Origin of the sequence: Pseudomonas sp. PA-1-3F (assembly GCF_021609665.1) — a bacterium.
GTDB classification, from domain to species: Bacteria; Pseudomonadota; Gammaproteobacteria; order Pseudomonadales; family Pseudomonadaceae; genus Aquipseudomonas; species Aquipseudomonas paracarnis.
The window spans coordinates 149,137-169,712 of the sequence record NZ_WJZD01000001.1 but is presented as its reverse complement, the minus strand read 5'-3'; the positions used below and the strand labels follow the sequence as shown (position 1 = coordinate 169,712).

The following is a 20,576-nucleotide window of genomic DNA, read 5'->3' as shown; positions in this document are numbered from 1 at the left end:
ACGGGGCCTGTGGCCCATGTCTTGATTTACCGATGCGTGTTTTATCGGGGCGTGAATAGGTGAAAATTTATGTCATCCGTCACGGTCACGAGGGGACAAAACGATGGCCGCCGCAATCGGTATCAGGGGGCATTGCGCCCAGTGCAACATGACGTTTGAACTCAAGCCTTGGCAACTGAACGCCATTGCCATCGATGTGCCGTTTGACTGTACGTATTGCCACTGCGGGTTGCAGTTGGGCTGCGTCAAGCAGTTGCGCCAGTTCAGAGCCCTGGACCAATGGGCGCTGGTGCGGCCGAGCATGATCATGCTGACGTGCGCGACCTTGCTGGTGGCCTTGGTCGCCGAGTGGCTGGGGCTGCTCAGTGTCAACGCGCAGTTCAACATTTCACTGGTCGCGGTGTTGATTCATTTGCTGGTGGTGCGCTACGCCCGTCATCGCCAGACAATGACCTTGAACTTGCAGGCCATCAGTGCGCTACCAGTTGAACAACTCGCACGCATTGCGTGTGCTCGCCTCAGCCAGCAATAGAGGGCTGATACCCATGCGCTCGGCCAGGGCCGTGCAGATGTCTGGCAGGTACTGCGGGCTATTGCGCTGGTTGGGGTACATGGCCGGGGCCATATCCGGCGAGTCGGTTTCCAGCACCACGGCGTCGAGTGGCAACTGGGTCAGTACCCGGTGCATGCGCTTCGCCTGGGGCCAGGTGGCAGCGCCACCCAGGCCCAGTTTGAACCCGAGCTTGATGTACTCGCGTGCCTCTTCAACGCTGCCGGCGAACGCATGGATGATGCCGCCTCTGGGCAGGCGGATACGCTTTAAGGTGGCAATTACCGCGGCGTGGCTGCGGCGAACGTGGAGCAGGGCCGGCAGCTGGAAATCCACCGCGAGTTTCAGCTGGGTTTCAAATAGCGGTTGCTGGCGCTCGTGGTCCAACTGTTCCAGAAAGTAATCCAGGCCAATTTCGCCCACGGCGCACAGTTGCCGGTGGCCATGCAGGCGCGTCAACCAGTCACCCAGCTCCAGCAGGTCGGCGGGGCGATGCTCATCGAGATACACCGGGTGCAAGCCGAAGGCGGCGAACAAGCCTTCGTCCTGTTGCACCAAGTCCCATAGCCGCTGCCAATTTTTCTGGTACACCCCCAGCACCACCAGGCGCCGCACGCCGAGTTCACGGCTGTGGGCGAGGACGTGCGTGCGATCCTGGTCGAAGTCCTCGAAGTCCAAGTGCGTGTGGGTGTCGATCAGCTCCACGCTCAGGCCTCGTGGATACGCTGCTTGAAGGTCCGGCCAATCGCATGCACGCCGGGTTGGTACTGTTCTTCTTCAACGGCGGCCAGGGCCAGGCGCAGGGCGGTCTCGGCAATCAACTGATGTTGTTGGGCCATGGCGTTGACCGGCAGCGGGAGGAAATCCAGCAACTGGGTATCGCCGAAGGTGCCCAGGCGCAGGGGGCGTGACTTGAGAGGGAAGTCATGCAGCGCATCAAACACCCCTTGGAGCAATACGTAGGAGGTGGTTACCAGCGCGTCCGGCAGATGCCCCAGGCGTTGCAGCAATTGCTCCATTAGCTCTCGGCCGCAGTCACGACTGAAGGCTTCGCCCTGTTCGATGATCACTTCGCCCGTAAAGCCTTGCAGCGCATCGCGGAAACCGGCGGTACGCGCCTGGCTGATGCTCAGCTCGGGCCGTGCGCCGATCAGCGCGATCTGCTTGGGCAACGGTTGCAGCAGGCTGCTAGTGAGTTGCTGGCAGGCCTGGTGGTCGTCGCTGACCACGGAGCAGAACTGGTTCGGCTCCATCTCCCGGTCGATGGCAATCACCGGCAGCCCCTTGGCCTGCAGCTCGCGATAGCTGTCATCGCTGGCCGGCAGGCAACTGGCGACGAACAACGCATCGCAACGCCGCGCCCGGAACAGTTGCAGCAGTTGGCGCTCGCTGTCCGCTTCGTCATCGGAGCTGGCGATCAGTAACTGATAGCCGCGCGCCCGCGCACCTTGTTCCAGCAGTTTGGCGATGCGTGCGTAGCTGGGGTTTTCCAGGTCTGGCAGGATGAACCCCAAGGTCCGCGTATGCCGGCTGCGCAGCCCCGCGGCTTGAGGGTTGGGGGTAAAGCCATGGGCTTGGACCACGGCACGCACACGCTCAACGGTGGCGTTGCTGATGCGCTGCTGTTCGGCCTTGCCATTGATGACATAGCTGGCGGTGGTAACGGACACACCGGCCAGACGTGCGATATCACTGAGTTTCAAACCGGGATTTCCTTGTTTTTTGGCGCTCGCCCCGACATTTTGTCCAATCGTAACCGATTCCAGCATTCGACCAATGTCCCACAGCAAGCGCCGAGTGGCCCTTCAAGCTTGCGTAATTAACGCGTAATCTGCCATAAATTCTAGATTAAACGTTTCAGCAAGCGTATTTTTACGATGTTCGCTACTGAGTGACCACTGCCAATTGACCGCTCAGTCAGTTAATTTTGATCATATTTACCTACAACAATACCTAGTGCGCCTGTCGCACTAACTAGGAGAACGGCATGCTTGAGCTCACTGTAGAGCAGATATCCATGGGCCAGGTGGCTGTGGATAAATCTGCTGCCTTGCACCTGCTCGCTGACAAATTAGTGGCCGATGGCCTGGTTGCCGAAGGTTATCTCAGTGGCTTGCAAGCCCGTGAAGCCCAAGGTTCGACCTTTCTCGGCCAAGGCATTGCTATCCCCCATGGCACGCCAGAAACCCGCGACCAAGTGTTTTCCACCGGTGTGCGCCTGCTGCAGTTCCCCGAAGGGGTGGACTGGGGCGATGGCCAGATCGTCTATCTGGCGATTGGCATCGCGGCTAAATCCGATGAACACCTGCGCCTGTTGCAACTGCTCACCCGTGCCCTCGGTGAAACCGACCTGGGCCAGGCGTTGCGCCGTGCCGGCAGTGCCGAAGCGCTGTTGAAACTGTTGCAAGGCGCGCCCCAGGAACTGGCGCTGGATGCGCAGATGATCAGCCTGGGCGTGTCGGCCGATGATTTTGAAGAGTTGGTGTGGCGCGGTGCGCGCCTGCTGCGCCAGGCCGACTGCGTGAGCAATGGCTTTGCCGCCGTATTGCAGCAAGTCGACGCGCTGCCCCTGGGCGATGGCCTGTGGTGGTTGCACAGCGAGCAGACGGTCAAGCGTCCGGGCCTGGCCTTTGTGACGCCGGACAAACCTATGCGTTACCTCGGCCAGCCCTTGCACGGCCTGTTCTGCCTGGCGAGCCTCGGTGAAGCGCACCAGACCCTGCTTGAACGCCTGTGTGCCTTGCTGATTGAAGGGCGCGGCCACGAGTTGGGACGCGCCACCAGCAGCCGCGCGGTGCTGGAAGTGCTGGGCGGTGAACTGCCGCCGGACTGGCCCAGCGCCCGTATTACCCTGGCCAACGCCCACGGCCTGCACGCGCGCCCGGCCAAGATCCTGGCGCAATTGGCGAAAAGTTTTGACGGCGATATCCGCGTACGTATCGTCGATGGCGCGGTGGGCGCCGTGTCGGTCAAAAGCCTGAGCAAGTTACTCAGCCTCGGCGCACGTCGTGGCCAAGTGCTGGAGTTTGTGGCCGAGCCGACGGTGGCCGGCGATGCACTGCCCGCCCTCTTGGCCGCCGTGCAAGAGGGTCTTGGCGAAGAGGTCGAGCCCTTGCCCACGGTGAGCGCACAGCCCGCACAGGTCGATATCGAACCGGTGCTCAGCGCGCCACTGAGCGGTAGCCAACTCCAGGCCATTGCCGCCGCGCCGGGTATCGCGATCGGCCCGGCTCATATCCAGGTGCCGCAGGTGTTCGATTACCCGCTACGGGGCGAATCCGCCGCCGCCGAACGCCAGCGCCTGCACACCGCTTTGAGCGACGTGCGCACGGATATCCAGGGCTTGATCGAGCGTAGCCAGGCCAAGGCCATCCGCGAGATTTTCATTACCCACCAGGAAATGCTCGACGACCCGGAACTGACCGACGAAGTCGACACCCGCCTCAAGCAGGGCGAAAGCGCCGAAGCCGCCTGGATGAGCGTGATCGAAGCCGCCGCCAAGCAACAGGAAGCCTTGCAGGATGCCTTGCTGGCCGAGCGTGCTGCCGACTTGCGTGACATCGGCCGGCGCGTGCTGGCCCAGTTGTGCGGCGTCCAGAGCGTGCAGGAACCGAGCGAGCCCTACATCCTGGTGATGGAAGAGGTCGGCCCTTCGGACGTGGCGCGCCTGGACCCGGCCCGCGTTGCCGGCATTCTCACCGCCCGGGGCGGCGCCACCGCTCACAGCGCCATTGTCGCCCGCGCCCTGGGCATTCCGGCTTTGGTCGGCGCTGGCGCTGCGGTGTTATTGCTCAACGCCGGCACGCCACTGTTGCTCGATGGCCAGCGTGGTCGCCTGCATGTGGACCCCGACGCCGCTATCCTGCAACGGGCCACCGTGGAGCGCGACAGCCGCGAACAGCGCTTGCAAGCCGCATCGGCCCAGCGCCATGAAGCGGCGCTGACCCGTGACGGCCACGCCGTGGAAGTGTTCGCCAACATTGGCGAAAGCGCCGGGGTGGCCAGCGCAGTGGAGCAGGGCGCCGAAGGCATTGGCCTGCTGCGCACCGAACTGATTTTCATGGCTCACTCCCAGGCGCCAGACGAGGCCACTCAGGAGGCCGAATACCGTCGCGTACTCGACGGCCTCAATGGTCGCCCGTTGGTGGTGCGCACCCTGGATGTGGGCGGCGACAAGCCTTTGCCCTATTGGCCGATCGCCGAAGAGGAAAACCCCTTTCTGGGTGTGCGCGGCATTCGCCTGACGTTGCAACGCCCGCAGATCATGGAAGCGCAACTGCGCGCATTGCTGCGTGCAGCAGACAACCGCCCGCTGCGCATCATGTTCCCCATGGTCGGCAGCGTGGATGAGTGGCGCGCCGCCCGGGACATGACCGAGCGCCTGCGCCTGGAGATCCCAGTGGCAGACCTGCAACTGGGGATCATGATCGAAGTGCCCTCAGCCGCGCTGCTGGCGCCGGTCCTCGCCAAGGAAGTCGACTTCTTCAGCGTCGGCACCAACGACCTGACCCAATACACCCTGGCCATCGACCGCGGCCACCCGACCCTGTCGGCCCAGGCCGATGGCTTGCACCCGGCAGTCCTGCAACTGATCGACATCACCGTGCGCGCCGCCCATGCCCACGGCAAATGGGTAGGCGTGTGCGGCGAGTTGGCGGCGGACCCGCTGGCGGTGCCGGTGCTGGTCGGCCTGGGCGTGGATGAGTTGAGCGTGTCGGCCCGCAGCATTCCTGAAGTGAAGGCGCGGGTGCGTGAATTCAGTCTGAGCGAGGCCCAGGGCCTGGCGCAACAAGCACTGGCGGTGGGTTCGCCCGCCGAAGTGCGTGCCCTAGTGGAGGCCGTGTAGATGGCGAATATTCTGACCCTGACGCTGAACCCGGCGTTGGACCTCACGGTACGTCTGGCGCACCTGCAACCCGGTGAGGTCAATCGCAGTGAAGCGATGCTCACCCACGCGGCCGGCAAGGGCGTGAATGTGGCGCAAGTGCTGGCGGACCTAGGCCATTACGTCAGCGTGGGCGGGTTCCTGGGCAGTGCCAACCCCCAGGCTTTCAATGCGCTGATCAAGCGCCGTGGGTTTGGCGATGCCTTCATCCGGGTTCCCGGCGAAACCCGGAGCAACATCAAGATTGCCGAACAGGATGGGCGTGTCACCGACATCAATGCACCGGGGCCGCTGGTGACTGAAGAGGCGCTAAAAGCGCTGCTCAAGATGGTCGCGATCATTGGCCCGGAGTTCGATGCGGTCGTGGTGGCCGGTAGCTTGCCGCGCGGCGTCAGCCCGCAGTGGTTTAAAGGTTTGCTGGAGGCGTTGAAGGACCTCGGTTTGAAAGTCGCCCTGGACACCAGCGGCGAAGCGCTGCGCCTGGGGTTGGAGGTTGGCCCGTGGCTGGTCAAACCCAACACCGAAGAGTTGGCCGAGGCCTTGGGTAACGCCACCGATGCCATCAGCCGCCTGCATCAGCAAGGCGTCGAACATGTGGTGGTCTCCGACGGGGCCGCAGGCGTGACCTGGTACCGCCCGGGTGCGGCGCTGCACGCCACGCCGCCCAAGGTGGCAGTGGCCAGTACCGTGGGCGCCGGCGACTCGCTGCTGGCCGGGATGCTCCACGGTTTGCTCAGTGGCGATACGCCGGAGCACACCTTGCGCCGGGCCACGGCGATTGCCGCGATGGCGGTGACACAGATCGGTTTTGGCATCAGCGATGACGCGCAGTTGGCGCATCTCGAAAGCGGCGTCGATGTGCGCACGCTGACAGAACAATAAGAGGGTTTGTGATGAAGTTAGCCATTGTTACCGCCTGCCCGAACGGCATGGTCACCAGTGTGCTGTGCGCCCGCTTGTTGGACGCCGCCGCCCAGCGCATGGGCTTGCACACCAGTGTTGAAGTCGTCGATGTACAGCGCCCGGAGCGCCAGTTGTCCCAGGCGACGATTGATGATGCCGAGTGGGTGCTGCTGGTCAGCAGTACCCCGGTGGAGATGCAGCGGTTTGTCGGCAAGCGTGTGTTCCAGAGCACGCCGGCCCAGGCGTTGGCGGATGTCGAAGGCGTGCTGCGCCGGGGCGCCGAAGAAGCCCAGGTGTATGTCGCCGACGCCGCCCCGGTGGCGGCAAAGGCTGCGCCGCGTATCGTCGCGATTACCGCGTGCCCCACCGGTGTGGCCCACACGTTCATGGCCGCCGAAGCCTTGCAGCAGACTGCTCAGCGCCTGGGTTATGACCTGCAGGTCGAGACCCAAGGTTCGGTGGGCGCCCGCACGCCGTTGAGCCCGCAAGCGATTGCCGATGCCGATGTGGTGTTGCTGGCGGCCGATATCGAAGTGGCCACCGAGCGTTTCGCCGGCAAGAAGATTTACCGCTGTGGCACCGGCATTGCCCTCAAGCAATCCGAAGCCATCCTCAACAAAGCCCTGGCCGAAGGCGCGGTGGAAAGCGCGGCCGGCGGTGCACCGGCCAAGGCGGAGAAAACCGGCGTCTACAAACACCTGCTCACCGGCGTGTCGTATATGTTGCCGATGGTGGTGGCGGGGGGCTTGCTGATCGCCTTGTCGTTTGTGTTCGGCATCCATGCTTTCGAGCAGCCCGGCACCTTGGCGGCGGCGCTCAAGTCCGTGGGTGACCAGGCGTTCCTGTTGATGGTGCCGCTGCTGGCGGGTTACATCGCCTACTCGATTGCCGACCGTCCTGGCCTTGCGCCCGGCATGATCGGCGGTCTGCTGGCGGGGACGCTGGGGGCTGGGTTTATCGGCGGCATCCTGGCCGGCTTCGTCGCCGGGTATTGCGTCAAGCTGATCAGCCGCGCAGTGCAACTGCCCCAGAGCCTGGAAGCGCTCAAGCCGATCCTGATTATCCCGTTACTGGCGAGCCTGTTTACTGGCTTGGTGATGATCTACCTGGTGGGCCCACCGGTCGCCCGCTTGCTCACGGGCCTGACGGATTTCCTCAGCACCATGGGCACCACCAACGCGGTGCTGCTGGGCATTCTGCTCGGCGGCATGATGTGCGTGGACTTGGGCGGGCCGATCAACAAGGCGGCCTATGCGTTCTCGGTCGGCCTGCTGGCCGCGTCGAGCGGCGCGCCGATGGCCGCGACCATGGCCGCCGGCATGGTGCCGCCGATTGGCATGGGCATCGCCACGTTGCTGGCCCGGCGCAAGTTCGCCCAGACCGAGCGCGAGGCCGGCAAGGCGGCGATGATCCTGGGGCTGTGCTTTATCTCTGAAGGCGCGATTCCCTTCGCCGCCAAAGACCCGCTGCGCGTCATCCCGGCCAGCATCGCCGGTGGCGCGTTGACCGGTGCGCTGTCGATGTACTTCGGCTGCAAACTCGCCGCGCCCCATGGCGGGTTGTTTGTGTTGGTGATTCCGAATGCGATGAACCATGCGTTGTTGTACTTGTTGGCGATTGTGGCGGGCAGTGTGTTGACCGGCTTGGTGTATGCCGTGCTCAAGCGACCGGAAGCGGCCGAGCTGGCCGTGACTGCCTGACCAGTAAAAGTGTGGGGGCAAACCCAAATACCCTGTAGGAGCGAGCTTGCTCGCGAAGAACTCACAGGCGCCGCGTTCATTCAGAAAGCCCGCGTTATCGTTGACGTTTTTCGCGAGCAAGCTCGCTCCTACAGTTGTAGCCTGTCATCTGCGCTTCATCCCGTCATGCTTTAGTGGCCCTTTTGATACTCAAGAGGGCACCTGCATGGGCCACTTCGATCTCGGTCGCCGCCGTGTGATGCAAGCTGTGGGCGCTGGCCTGCTGTTGCCGGGCCTGGCACCGGCGGTGATCGCTTCGGTGAAGGACCGACCGCAACTCACTGACGGCGTGCAATCGGGCGACCTGCAGGGCGATCGCGCAATGATCTGGAGCCGCAGTGACCGCCCGGCGAAGATGGTGGTGGAGTGGGATACCCGCAGCGTGTTCAGCAACCCGCGCCGATTCGTCTCGCCCCTGGCCGACAGCCGCACCGACTTTACCGCCCGTGTCGAGCTCACCGGGCTGCCGGTCGACCAGGCGATTTTCTACCGCGTGCATTTCGAAGACGCCCAGACCGGCATTGCCAGTGAACCCTGGTTCGGGCACCTGCGTAGCGTGCCGCAACAGCGGCGTGATATCCGTTTTGTGTGGAGCGGCGACACCGTCGGCCAAGGCTTCGGCATCAACCCGGACATCGGTGGCATGCGCATCTATGAAGCCATGCGCCTGCGCCTGCCGGACTTTTTTATCCACAGCGGCGACACCATCTACGCCGACGGCCCGGTCCCCGCGCAGCTCACCACTGAAGGCGGGCGCATCTGGCGCAACATCACCACTGAAGCCAAAAGCAAAGTCGCGGAAACCCTCGATGAATATCGCGGCAATTACCGTTACAACCTGCTGGATGAAAACGTACGCCGCTTCAATGCCGAGGTGCCGCAGATCTGGCAGTGGGACGATCACGAGGTGATCAACAACTGGTCATCGAGCAAGCAGTTGGATGAGCGTTACCAGACCCGTGACATCAACACCCTGGTGGGCCGCGCCCGCCAGGCCTGGCTGGAATATTCGCCCATGCGCCGACAGAGCGCCGACGGTGGCGGGCGCATTTATCGCAAGCTCAGTTATGGGCCGCTGCTGGATGTGTTTGTGTTGGATATGCGCAGCTATCGCGGGCCGAATGACGACAACCTGGGCGCTGAAAAACCCTTCCTTGGTCGTGAACAGTTGGACTGGCTCAAGCGCGGGCTCAAGGCATCGCAAGCGCAGTGGAAGGTGGTAGCCGCCGACATGCCTATCGGTCTGGGCGTGCCCGACGGTGAGGTCAGCCCCGGCGTGGCGCGTTGGGAAGCGATCGCCAATGGCGACCCTGGCCCGGCGCAAGGGCGTGAGCTGGAGATCGCCGAACTGCTAGGGTTCCTGCATGAGCACAAGGTGCGCAACCACCTGTGGCTGACGGCCGATGTGCATTACTGTGCGGCGCATCACTATCACCCTGACGGCGCGGCGTTCCAGGATTTCGAGCCGTTCTGGGAGTTTGTGGCGGGGCCGTTGAATGCCGGGAGTTTCGGGCCCAACCCACTGGATAAAACCTTTGGTCCGCAGGTGGTATTCCAGAAGGCGCCACCGGCACAGAACACCTCGCCGTTTGCGGGCTTTCAGTTTTTTGGTGAAGTGCAGATTGATGGGCAGACGGCGGAGTTGACGGTGATGCTGCGCGATCTCGATGGAGTCTCGGTGTTCGAGCAAAAGCTGCAACCGGCCTGATCGTTCCCACGCTCTGCGTGGGAACGCATCCTGTGACGCTCCGCGTCACGCCGTCAAGAGCGGACGCGGAGCGTCCAGGGCGGCATTCCCACGCGGAGCGTGGGAACGATCAAAAACTGTCTGTTTTGAAACGTATGCGTGAGCAACAGCTGTCCTATCGGCAGACGGCGGCCTTGTTCGACATCCGTAAGTTCGACATCATCGGTCTTTGGGAACGCCGCTTTGATGAGGGCGGTTTTGATGCCCTTACCAAGCAGCCTAATAGAGCCGGACGTCCGAAAAAAATGCCGACCACCACTCCTCCTGTTCAACCCAGCTCAACCGATGACGAATCGCGCTCACGCGATGATTTGCTTGCCGAGGTGAAGCAGTTGCGGATGGAAAACGACTACCTAAAAAAGCTCGATGCCTTGGTTCAGGAGAAGAAACGAGTAGCGCAGCAGAAAAAGCGCAAATCGTAATTTTTGGTGAAGTGCAGATTGATGGGCAGACGGCGGAGTTGACGGTGACGCTGCGCGATCTCGATGGAATCTCGGTGTTCGAGCAAAAGCTGCAACCGGCCTGATCGTTCCCACGCTCTGCGTGGGAGCGCATCCTGTGACGCTCCGCGTCACGCCGTCAAGAGCGGACGCGGAGCGTCCAGGGCGGCATTCCCACGCGGAGCGTGGGAACGATCAAATATCAATAGACATCCCTGCGATAGCGACCCTGTTCGATCAGGCGCTCCAGCGCCTCATTGCCCAAGATGTCTTTCAGTGCCTGATCCACCCCCGTCGCCATCCCCTGCAAGCTGCCACACACATAAATCGCTGCGCCGTCCGCGAGCCATTTGCGCAGCACATCCGCTGACTCGCGCAGGCGATCCTGTACGTAGATCTTCTCCTCTTGATCGCGGGAAAATGCCAGGTCCAGCAGGGCCAGGTCTCCACTGGCGAGCCAGCCTTGCAGTTCGTCCTGGCACAGGTAGTCGTGGGCGATATTGCGCTCGCCGAACAGCAGCCAGTTTCGCTGCTGGCCGTCGGCAATGCGGGCTTTGAGCAAGCTGCGCAGGCCCGCAAGCCCGGTGCCGTTGCCCAGCAGAATCAGCGGCACAGGCGCGTCGGGCAAATGGAAGCCGCTGTTGCGCCGCAGACGCAGGCTGATGGCCGAGCCGAGGGCGGCGTGTTCAGTCAGCCAGCCGGAGCCAAGCCCCAGGCTGCCGTCGGGGTGGCGTTCCTGGCGCACAATCAGCTCCAGCACGCCGTCGCTGGCAATCGAGGCGATGGAGTATTCGCGCATGCCCAAGGGGACCAACGCATCCACCAATGCCTGGGCGTGCAGGCCGACCAGGTGCGTGCGGTTTTCCGGCAGTTGGCGCGTGGCCAGGGCCTGATCAAGGGTGTGGGCGACGCCGTCGATCACCACACCGTCGCTGCCGACCAAGCCCAGGCCGGCCAGGAAGTGTTCGATGGCCCAGGGGCAATTGCGCGGCAGGACTTCCACCAGGTCGCCGGCCAGCCAGCTGTGCGCAGACGTGGATGTGAGGCCCAGCAGGTAGACGGGCGAGCCGACACTGTCGGGGTTGAGCAGGGTGCGTTGGCTCAGGGTCCAGTTTTCGTACTGGGCCGTCGGCCAGGCCGCTGCCGGCGCATGCCCGGTGAGCTGGCCCAGTTGCTGTTGCCAGGTCTGCAGCGCCAGTGTATCGCCGCTGTCGACTTCCACCGGGGCAAACAGCGGGGTGCCGCCCTGGTTGGTCAGCCAGAAATGCAGGCGCCGGGCAAAGCCGCAAAAATGTTCGTACTGCCGGTCACCCAGGGCCAGCACCGAGTAGTTCAAGCCTTTGAGGGATAGCGCCTGGCCGAGCACGCTACGCTCGAAACCTCGGGCGCTGTCGGGCGCTTCGCCGTCGCCAAAAGTACTGACCACGAACAGCGCGTTCTGCGATTGGCTGAGGTCGTCGCGGCTGACACTGCCCAGGGGCTGCACCTTCACCGCCAGGCCCGCAGCCTGCAGTTGCCCGGCGGTTTGCCAGGCCAGTTGTTCGGCAAAGCCGCTCTGGCTGGCAAAGCCGATCAGCCAGGCCGGGGCATCGCTGTGGTTATCTGTCAGGCCTTTGCGGGCATCGCGGACCTGGCGCTTTTTGCGGCGTCGGTCCAGGTACAGCAGCCAGCCCGTGATGAAAAACAGCGGCATAAGAAATGAGCTGACGGTGAGGACGATGCGCCCGATCAGGCCGAAATAGCTGCCGGTGTGCAGCGCATACACGCTCGTCAGCAACTGCGCCTTGAGGCTTTTGCTGGCGTAGCGCTCGTGAGATTTGACCTCGCCTGTGGCCGGGTCCAGGTTGATCTGGTTCAGCGCACGGTCATGGGGCGATGAAGTGAGCAGGTAATACACGGTGGCCGGTTGCCCGCCGACCGCGGGCATCCGAATGTTATAGGCGCTCAAGTCGGGGCCGGCGTTGCTGTAGATGCTGCTCCAGATCGCGTCGTAGTTGGCCACCGGAGCCGGGCCTGCGGGGGCTGGGCCGCGCTTGCGCATGCGCTCGTTCTGCGGCGCGTCGGACAGCAGTTTGGTCACGCCACGGTTGTACCAGTCGTACGACCAATACAGCCCGGTCAGCGCTGCCAACAGATAAAACAGCAGGCACCAGGTGCCGAATACCGAGTGCAGGTTCCAATTGAAGCTGCGGCCCTTTTTGCGCCAGTCCAGGGTCAGCCAGACACGCCAGCTTTTCACCTGGCGCGGCCAGCGCAGGTACAGGCCGGAGAGGCAAAAGAACAGCAGGATCAGGGTGCAGGCGCCGGTGATGTTGCGCCCGGTGTCGCCGATGGCGAGGAAGCGGTGCAGTTGCAGGATAAAACCGAACAGGTCCTGGCCGACCGCGTCGCCCAGGTAGTCGCCGGTGTACGGGTCAAAGTAGCGCATCTGGCCACGGCGCTCGCCAGGCGGCGGGGTGAAGGACACGCGGCCGGCGTTGCCGCTTTCGCTTTCTACCCACAGCATGGCCACGGTCTTGCCTTCGGCCGCTTCCAATTTGCGTACCAGCTCGGCGGGCGGCAGTACACCGGCCTCGCGTTTCTGCACGCTCAACACGGTGGGGTTGAGCGCCCGCAGGATCTCGTCCTGGAACGAGTACGCGGCCCCGGTGACCCCCATCAAGGCCAGCACCAGCCCGGCCGTGATGCCGAAGAACCAATGCAACTGGAACAGGGTTTTCTTCAACACGTCGGAGCGCCTCGCTTAGCTGGATATCTGATCACGGCGCGCATTATGCCGTGAGTTGCCGGGAAACACGCAAAAGCCCCACGCATCCGATGTGTGGGGCTCCTGGCTGAACCTTGACCGCTTTTAGAAGTGGAAGCTGGTGGTCAACAACGCCGTACGACCGGCCGCCTGGTTGGCGAAATGCGTGGAGAAGGCCTTGTCGTAGTAGGTCTTGTCGGTAAGGTTCTGCACGTTCAATTGCAGGTCGACGTTCTTGGTCAGCTTGTAGCTGGCCATGGCGTCGTAGCGGGTGTAGGAGGGTACATACACCGTGTTGCCGACATCACCGTAAACCTCATCGACGTAGAAGGCGCCGCCGCCGATGGTCAGCTTGGGCGTGATCTCGTAGGTGGTCCACAGGCTGAAGGAGTTCTTCGGCGTGTTGGGCATCTGGTTGCCTTTGCTGGAGCCAGCACTCACCACACCGTTACGCCCGTTGAGGCCGGATTTGACCAGTTCACTGTCCAGATAGCTGTATCCCGCAAACACCTGCCATTGATCGGTGATTTTGCCGCTGGCGGACAACTCGATGCCGTCGACCTGAGATTCCCCGGCGTTCTGGTAGGTGAGCGCATCCACCAGGATGCGGGTGTTTTTCTTCTCGGTGCGGAAGATTGCAGCGGTCAGGGACAGGCGGTCGTGGAACAGGTCCCACTTGGTGCCCAGTTCGTAGTTGACGGTTTCTTCTGGCTGCAAGTCGCTGGTGGCGGCACCGGCAGACAGCGGGTTGCCGTCGGATCCTTCGCCTACCAGGCCACCGGCTGGCGTGGCCGATGTGGCGTACGAGGCATAGATGCTGCCGTTTTCCACCGGCTTCCACACCAGGCCGGCCTGCCAGTTGAAGAACTGGCTGTCGTCCTTGATCTTGGTGCGCCCGGCGACGGCGTTGGTGTTGGCTTCGGTGTCAAAGGTGTCGTAGCGCAACCCCACGTTCAGCAGCCATTTAGGATCGAGCTCGATGGTGTCGAACACGTACGCGGCGCGGCTGGTGGCCTTGGTGTTGGTACCGTTGTAGTTGCGCGCGATGCTGCCGTTCCAGGCGTCGTCGGGGTTCGGGTTGCTCAGTGAGGTGCACTGGCCGCCCAGGCTGCCCTTGGCCGTTGTGCACACCGGGTTGGCGTTAGGGCTGACGGTGTAGCCGCTGACACGGGTTTCTTCGCCGGTAAATTCCAGGCCGGTGGAGTAAGTGTGCTTGAAGCCCAAGGCCTGGAAGCTGCCAAACAGATCGGTCTGGTTGGTGGTTGTGGTCGTGGTGGAGACACGGCTGTTGGCGCGACGCCAGACGGTGCCGTAGCGGTTGACGTTGAACTTGCTGTCATCCGGCTGAGTGAGCACATAGTCCTGGCCGGTGCTGCCGTGACGCAAGGTGTTCTTGAGCGTCATGTTGTCGTTCAGGTCGTGCTCGATGGAGAACGTGCTGATGTCCGCGCGGGTCTTGCGGAAGTCACGGCTTTTCAAACCGTAGAAGTTGTTGCTGTCGCCACCGTCGTTGGGTTTGTCATGCACGTGGGCTGTGGCGGTCGACGAACCGTAGCCGTAGGGAATCCCCGAATCCGGCAGGTCATCACTTTCCATATGGTAGTAGCTGAGGTTGACACGGGTCGGCGTGCCCAAGCCGAAAGTCAGCGACGGTGCCACGCCCCAACGGTCGTAATTCACCGCGTCGCGGCCGGCCACGTTTTGTTCATGGCTCATCAGGTTCAGGCGGAATGCCGCGCTGTCGTCCAGGAACTGGCGGTTCACGTCGAGCACGTAGCGGCGGGTCTGGTCGGAGCCGTAGGTAAAGCCGCCGTTAGTGAAGTCCCGCGCTTGCGGGGTCTTGCTCACCAGGTTGAGGCTGCCACCGGCCGAGCCACGGCCGCCGAACGAGGAGTTCGGGCCTTTGCTGACTTCGATGGATTCGATGTCGAAGATCTCGCGGCTCTGGCCACCGGTATCGCGTACGCCATCGAGGTAGGTATCGCCCTGGGCGTCGAAACCACGGATGAACGGGCGGTCGCCCTGAGGGTTGCCACCTTCACCGGCGCCGAAGGTGATACCCGGTACGGTGCGCAAGGCGTCCTGCAGCGAGGTGGCGGCGGTGTCCTTGAGTACTTGTTGCGGCACCACAGTGACCGAGCGCGGCGTGTCCACCAGCGGCGCGGTGTACTTCTGCGACGAGGCTTTCTCCACCTGGTAGGAGGTGTTGTCCTGCTCCTGGCCGGTGATGTTGGTGGCGCCGAGGGAGATAGGGTTGCGCTCGCCTGTTGGCTCGGTATTTTCAGCGGCCTGTGCCAGGTGGGCGGCGGAGCCGGCACTCAGGGCAACGCCAATGGCGGAGGCCAGCATGCGTGGCGAACTGGCCGGTATTTTTAGAATAGTGCGCGACATGACGTGTCCCTTCCCCAAGGATGTGAGGCCGCGGAATATAGGGCCAACAAGACTTTGTATCAATTGCGAGATATTGCTATTCGCATCAAATTTACATTCTTTACACTTTTTTGTTACGGATTTTGCGCTCTCGTTCGTCCCCGTGTTTTACAGAGAGGATAAGAATCAATACCATTGACGCCTCTCTGATCCCAGGTATTGCCCCATGTTGCTGCACATTCCCGGCCTGTTCTCTCGCGAGGAGGTGCTGCGCATTCGCCAGGCCCTGGAAGAGACCGAATGGGCTGACGGCAAAATCACCGCCGGTCACCAGTCGGCCAAGGCCAAGCACAACCTGCAATTGCCTGAAGGTCACCCGTTGGCCAAGGAAATTGGCGCAGCCATGCTGGAGCGGTTGTGGAGCAACCCGCTGTTCATGTCGGCCGCGCTGCCGCATAAAGTCTTCCCGCCACTGCTGAACTGCTACACCGCTGGCGGCAGTTTTGACTTTCATATCGACAATGCGGTGCGCCAGCCCAAAGGCAGCCACGAGCGCGTGCGCACCGACCTGTCGTCCACGCTGTTCTTCAGCGATCCCGACGAGTACGACGGCGGCGAACTGGAGATCCAGGACACCTTCGGCCTGCAGCGGGTCAAGCTACCCGCTGGCGACATGGTGCTGTACCCCGGCTCCAGCCTGCACAAAGTCAACGCGGTGACCCGTGGCGCGCGTTATGCCTCGTTCTTCTGGACCCAAAGCCTGGTGCGCGAAGACAGCCAGCGCACCCTGCTGTTCGAGATGGACGGCGCGATCCAGCAACTGACCCGCGACGTCCCCGACCACCCTGCGCTGATCCAGCTCACCGGCACCTACCACAACCTGTTGCGCCGCTGGGTCGAGGTCTGAGCATGGGTTTTTTATTGCGCCGCGAAGAAGTGCTCAATGTCGAACAATTGCAGAGCATGCTCGATGACTCCCCGGTGCGCGCCGCTCAGGCCATTCTGATCGCGGCCAAGGCAGGCGTGGTCGATGCCCAGGCCCTGCTCGGGCAAATCTTGCTGGAAGGGCGCGGCATTGCCCGCGATGAGGCCCTGGCGCTGCGCTGGTTCCAGATTGCCGCGCAGGGCGGGCACCTGATGGCGCGCAATATGATCGGGCGTTGCCGGGAGCATGGCTGGGGCTGCGCTGTCGATGAAGCCGCCGCAGCACGGGAATATCGCCTGGCGGCACACGCCGGGTTGGATTGGGGGCAGTACAACTACGCCAACCTCTTGGCTACCGGCCGTGGCGTTGTTGAAGACCAGGCACAAGCACTGGCGCTGTATCGCCAGGCTGCCGAACAGGGCCATGCCAAGTCGATGAACCTGCTCGGGCGTTACCTGGAAGACGGGCAGCATTGCCCCAAGGATGTTGAGGCGGCCGTTGAGTGGTACCGCCGCTCAGCCGAGGCAGGTGATTTTCGTGGGCAGTTCAGCCATGCGGCGGTGCTGGCCGACAGCGGCCAGATCGACGCGGCGCTGGAATGGTTGCACAAGGCGCTGGCAGGCGGGAATCTCAAGTTTCTGCAAACGGCACACAAGGCGCTGGCACGGGCGGATGACCCGCGAATTCGCGCCATGGCCAAGTTGTACCGGCAACGAGCTACGAGCTGATCGTACCCACGCTCCGCGTGGGAATGCCGCCCTGGACGCTCCGCGTCCGCACTTGAGCGCGTAACGCAGAGCGTCACAGGACGGGTTCCCACGCAGAGCGTGGGAGCGAGCGGGGGAGGGGTTAAACGTAGAAGGATTTCAGCGGCGGAAACCCATTGAACTCAACCGCGCTGTAGCTGGTGGTGTAGGCACCGGTCGACAACCAGTACAGACGATCACCAATGGCCAGGTTCAATGGCAGGCCGTACTTGTAGTTTTCGTACATGATGTCGGCGCTGTCGCAGGTCGGGCCAGCGATGACCACTTCTTCCATCTCGCCTTTCTTCTCGGTCCAGATCGGGAACTTGATGGCTTCGTCCATGGTTTCGATCAGGCCGGAGAACTTGCCCACATCCGTGTACACCCAGCGCTCGACGGCGGTACGGGACTTGCGCGCCACCAGCACCACTTCGCTGACCAGGATACCGGCGTTGGCGATCAACGAACGGCCTGGTTCCAGGATGATTTCCGGCAGGTCGTCCCCGAAGTCTTCCTTGAGGAAGCGGATGATTTCTTCAGCGTAGGTTTCCAGGCTGTTGGTGCGGGTGATGTAGTTGGCCGGGAAGCCGCCGCCCATGTTGATCAGCTTCAGGTGGATGCCGTCTTCTTCTTTGAGGCGTTCGAAGATCACCTTGACCTTGGCGATGGCCGCGTCCCACACGCTGATGTCGCGCTGTTGCGAGCCGACGTGGAACGAGATGCCGTAAGGCACCAGGCCCAGGTCGCGGGCGAGGATCAGCAGGTCCATGGCCATGTCGGTCTGGCAGCCGAATTTGCGCGACAACGGCCAGTCAGCAGTGGTCGAGCCTTCGGTGAGGATACGCACATACACTTTCGAACCCGGCGCGGCCTTGGCGATGTTGCGCAGGTCGGCTTCGGAGTCGGTAGAGAACAGGCGCACGCCCTTCTCATAGAAGTAGCGGATGTCCTTGGATTTCTTGATGGTGTTGCCGTAGCTGATACGGTCGGCGCTGACGCCACGGTCCATGACCTTGTCCAGCTCGTAGATCGAAGCGATGTCGAAGCTCGAACCCTTGTCTTTCAACAGGTCGATGATCTCGACGGCCGGGTTGGCCTTGACCGCGTAATACACCTTGGCGAATTCGAAACCGGCGCGCAGGTCATCGTAGGCCTGGCTGATCATCGCGGTGTCGATCACCACGAACGGGGTTTCTTGCTTGTCGGCGAACGCCTTCATTTTGTCAAAAGTGGCGCGCGCGAAATAATCTTCGACGTTGATCGACATGCTGGGGACTCCTAGGGGCAAACAGTAGTAATCAATGGGTGCAAATGAACGTCCTCCGTATCCCCACTTTGGTTCGCCTACTTCCCAAGGCATGTCGCCGAAAGCAAAAAGGCCATGGGATCAACCGCTTCCCTTGGCCTTGCTGTCTCGTCGTCAGTACTTGAGCCGGATGGATCGTTTCCAGCATGGACGTTCGGCGCGAACTTTAGGGCTTGGCGGGCGTGGGATCAACTAAAAATGTCGCGTTTTTGCACGCGTTCGTCGCGCGGCCGCGTGCAGCTACTTATGTAACCGACCGGTGTGACGGATTGATGTTCCCCGGATGGGGCCAATCAGGTGGATTTGCGGTGTATTCATCGCAGGCAAGCCAGCTCCCACAGGGGAATGCATTCCAACATAAGAATGCAGTTCAAATGTGGGAGCTGGCTTGCCTGCGATATCGGCGGATCAGACCAGCGCGGTCTCGGCTGGAGACACGATACTGGTCTTGCCCCCACGCGATTTGCCAGAGCTCAGGTACTCGGCAATCGACTCCTGGGTCACTTCCCCGAGGAACACCCTCTCCGCATCCATCACCGGCAACCACGAACGGTTGAACTCGTACATGCGCGACAGCAGGATGCGTAAATGCTCGTCGTACGCCGCCGTGGCATTGAACTCGCGCAGGTACTGGCCGCAGGTGCCGGCCTGGCGGTGCAGGTCGCGACGGCGTACGTAGCCCAGCGCCTTGTTCTCCGAACAGGTGACCACCACATAGCGGCGGTCGTGCTCGTCCATCAATTCCAGCGCATCGGCCACGGGTGTTTCCGGGCTCACCGACGGGGCGTTGTCCGCCGCGTCTTCGGCTTTTACCAGCAGCAGGCGCTTGAGGGTGCTGTCCTGGCCCACGAAATTGCTGACGAACTCGTCGGCCGGGTGCGCCAGCAGCGTGTCCGGGTGGTCGATCTGCAGCAGCTTGCCGGCGCGGAAGATGGCGATCTTGTCACCCAGCTTGATGGCTTCGTCGATGTCGTGGCTGACCATGATCACGGTCTTGTTCAGCGCGCGCTGCATCTCGAAGAATTCGTTCTGGATCATCTCGCGGTTGATCGGGTCGACCGCGCCGAACGGCTCGTCCATCAGCAGCAGCGGCGCATCCGCCGCCAGGGCGCGGATCACACCGATGCGCTGTTGCTGCCCACCCGACAATTCACGCGGGTAGCGATGCAGGTACTGCTTGGGCTCCAGCTTGATCATGCTCATCAACTCGCGGGCGCGGTCGTGGCATTTCTGCTTGTCCCAGCCGAGCAGCTTGGGCACCACCACGATGTTCTCTTCGATGGTCATGTTGGGGAACAGGCCGATCTGCTGGATCACGTAGCCGATGTTGCGACGCAGGGTCACCTCGTCGAGGTCGGTGGTGTCTTCGCCGTTGATCAAAATCTTGCCCGAGGAGGGCTTGATCAGTCGGTTGATCATTTTCAGCGTAGTGCTCTTACCGCAGCCCGAGGGCCCCAGGAACACGCAAATCTCGCCTTCGTTGACGGTCAGGCTCACATCGTTGACGGCGGTGACCGTCTTGCCGTTGCTTTGAAAAGTCTTGGACAGGTTTTGAAGTTCGATCATTTGAGCAATCCTTTTGGAGTCAGCGAGCGTTGCAGCCATTGCAGAAGCAAGTCGGCGAAGATGGCCAAGAGACTGACCAGCACGGCGCCGACGATCAGCATCGACATATCGCTGCGGCTGATGGAAGCCAGAATAAGTACACCCAGGCCACCGGCACCGATGGTGGCGGCGATGGTCATCACACCGATATTCATCACCACGGCGGTACGCACGCCAGCGAGAATCACCGGCACCGCAATCGGCAGTTCGACCATGCGCAGGCGCTGGCCGAAGGTCATGCCGATGCCGCGTGCGGCTTCGCGAATGCCTGGCTCAACGCCGGTGAGGGCCAGGTAGGTGTTACGCATGATTGGCAGCAGGGAGTAAAGGAACACGGCGGTGATCGCCGGCATTGGCCCCAGGCCCTGGCCGAACTTGGAGTAGAACGGCAGCAGCAGGCCGAACAGTGCGATGGATGGCACGGTCAGCAACACTGTGGCGCTGGCTTGCAACGGGCCGGCCAGGGTCGGGAAGCGCGTCATCAGAATGCCCAGGGGCACGCCGATGAAGATCGCGAGGATCACGGCGATGCCGACCAGGGTGATGTGCTGCCAGGTCAGGTGCAGGACCTGGGCCCAATCAAGATGGGAAAAGGCGTTCAAAAATTCCATGTC

General features: G+C 62.3%; 14 protein-coding genes and 2 pseudogenes. 9 read left to right on the top strand and 7 right to left on the bottom strand.

All coding sequences use genetic code 11. The features are described from left to right. The first annotated feature begins 103 nt into the window (after positions 1–103). Entirely contained in the window at positions 104–532 is a 429-nt protein-coding gene (locus GIV26_RS00770) for a hypothetical protein (RefSeq protein ID WP_072447021.1), read from the top strand. On the opposite strand, the gene GIV26_RS00765 is transcribed toward GIV26_RS00770, so the two are convergent. Both GIV26_RS00765 and cra read right to left on the bottom strand, forming a co-directional pair. Continuing rightward, complete coding sequence (locus GIV26_RS00765; protein ID WP_236279319.1) at positions 479–1,255, bottom strand: TatD family hydrolase; 777 nt, start codon at positions 1,253–1,255, stop codon at positions 479–481. The two genes, GIV26_RS00770 and GIV26_RS00765, sit on opposite strands and share 54 nt — an antisense overlap. Positions 1,256–1,257: 2 nt before the next feature. Further along, positions 1,258–2,253 carry a catabolite repressor/activator gene (cra, locus tag GIV26_RS00760; protein ID WP_054919378.1) on the bottom strand — a complete coding sequence of 332 codons (996 nt, stop codon included), beginning with the start codon at positions 2,251–2,253 and terminating at the stop codon, positions 1,258–1,260. 284 nt (positions 2,254–2,537) lie between these two features. Here cra and ptsP point away from each other — a divergent pair, with 284 nt between their 5' ends. From ptsP to GIV26_RS27270, 6 genes and pseudogenes are all read left to right on the top strand, one after another. After that, positions 2,538–5,396: a phosphoenolpyruvate--protein phosphotransferase gene (gene ptsP / locus GIV26_RS00755; RefSeq protein WP_054896897.1), complete on the top strand. Its 2,859-nt coding sequence runs from the start codon at positions 2,538–2,540 to the stop codon at positions 5,394–5,396. Beyond that, positions 5,397–6,317 (top strand): 1-phosphofructokinase, encoded by a 921-nt coding sequence (gene pfkB / locus GIV26_RS00750; protein WP_054896898.1) that lies wholly within the window; start codon positions 5,397–5,399, stop codon positions 6,315–6,317. 11 nt (positions 6,318–6,328) lie between these two features. Then, complete coding sequence (locus GIV26_RS00745) at positions 6,329–8,038, top strand: PTS fructose-like transporter subunit IIB (RefSeq protein ID WP_072447028.1); 1,710 nt, start codon at positions 6,329–6,331, stop codon at positions 8,036–8,038. 205 nt (positions 8,039–8,243) lie between these two features. Beyond that, positions 8,244–9,785 (top strand): alkaline phosphatase D family protein, encoded by a 1,542-nt coding sequence (locus GIV26_RS00735; protein ID WP_236279318.1) that lies wholly within the window; start codon positions 8,244–8,246, stop codon positions 9,783–9,785. A 107-nt stretch (positions 9,786–9,892) separates the two neighbouring features. Then, a pseudogene (locus GIV26_RS00730) lies at positions 9,893–10,248 on the top strand (helix-turn-helix domain-containing protein); the annotation flags it as partial. Beyond that, positions 10,249–10,350 (top strand): annotated as a pseudogene (locus GIV26_RS27270) (hypothetical protein); the annotation flags it as partial. A 116-nt stretch (positions 10,351–10,466) separates the two neighbouring features. Here the strand turns inward: GIV26_RS27270 and GIV26_RS00725 are convergent. Together GIV26_RS00725 and GIV26_RS00720 are read right to left on the bottom strand one after the other, a co-directional pair. Then, the gene (locus GIV26_RS00725; RefSeq protein ID WP_236279317.1) at positions 10,467–12,992 is read right to left on the bottom strand and encodes a PepSY domain-containing protein; all 2,526 of its coding nucleotides are present in this window, start codon (positions 12,990–12,992) and stop codon (positions 10,467–10,469) included. Positions 12,993–13,115: 123 nt separating this feature from the next. After that, on the bottom strand, positions 13,116–15,401 hold the full coding sequence (locus GIV26_RS00720; protein ID WP_236279316.1) for a TonB-dependent receptor: 2,286 nt from the start codon (positions 15,399–15,401) through the stop codon (positions 13,116–13,118). Positions 15,402–15,606: 205 nt separating this feature from the next. Between GIV26_RS00720 and GIV26_RS00715 the strand changes: the two genes are divergently transcribed. Together GIV26_RS00715 and GIV26_RS00710 are read left to right on the top strand one after the other, a co-directional pair. After that, positions 15,607–16,287, top strand: coding sequence for a Fe2+-dependent dioxygenase (locus GIV26_RS00715; RefSeq protein ID WP_034126270.1), 681 nt, complete (start codon positions 15,607–15,609; stop codon positions 16,285–16,287). Between the two features lie 2 nt (positions 16,288–16,289). Continuing rightward, positions 16,290–17,033 (top strand): tetratricopeptide repeat protein, encoded by a 744-nt coding sequence (locus GIV26_RS00710; protein WP_198862427.1) that lies wholly within the window; start codon positions 16,290–16,292, stop codon positions 17,031–17,033. A gap of 121 nt (positions 17,034–17,154) precedes the next feature. Here the strand turns inward: GIV26_RS00710 and GIV26_RS00705 are convergent, their stop codons facing one another. From GIV26_RS00705 to GIV26_RS00695, 3 genes are all read right to left on the bottom strand, one after another. Beyond that, positions 17,155–18,318, bottom strand: a complete 1,164-nt coding sequence (locus GIV26_RS00705; RefSeq protein WP_014716890.1) for a type III PLP-dependent enzyme — start codon at positions 18,316–18,318, stop codon at positions 17,155–17,157. 447 nt (positions 18,319–18,765) lie between these two features. Then, the gene (locus GIV26_RS00700) at positions 18,766–19,923 is read right to left on the bottom strand and encodes an osmoprotectant ABC transporter ATP-binding protein OsmV (protein ID WP_034126272.1); all 1,158 of its coding nucleotides are present in this window, start codon (positions 19,921–19,923) and stop codon (positions 18,766–18,768) included. Continuing rightward, a complete protein-coding gene (locus tag GIV26_RS00695; protein WP_003188473.1) occupies positions 19,920–20,573 on the bottom strand; it encodes an ABC transporter permease in 654 nt (217 codons plus the stop codon). The genes GIV26_RS00700 and GIV26_RS00695 overlap by 4 nt, the downstream gene beginning before the upstream one ends. Between the last annotated feature and the right edge of the window lie 3 nt (positions 20,574–20,576).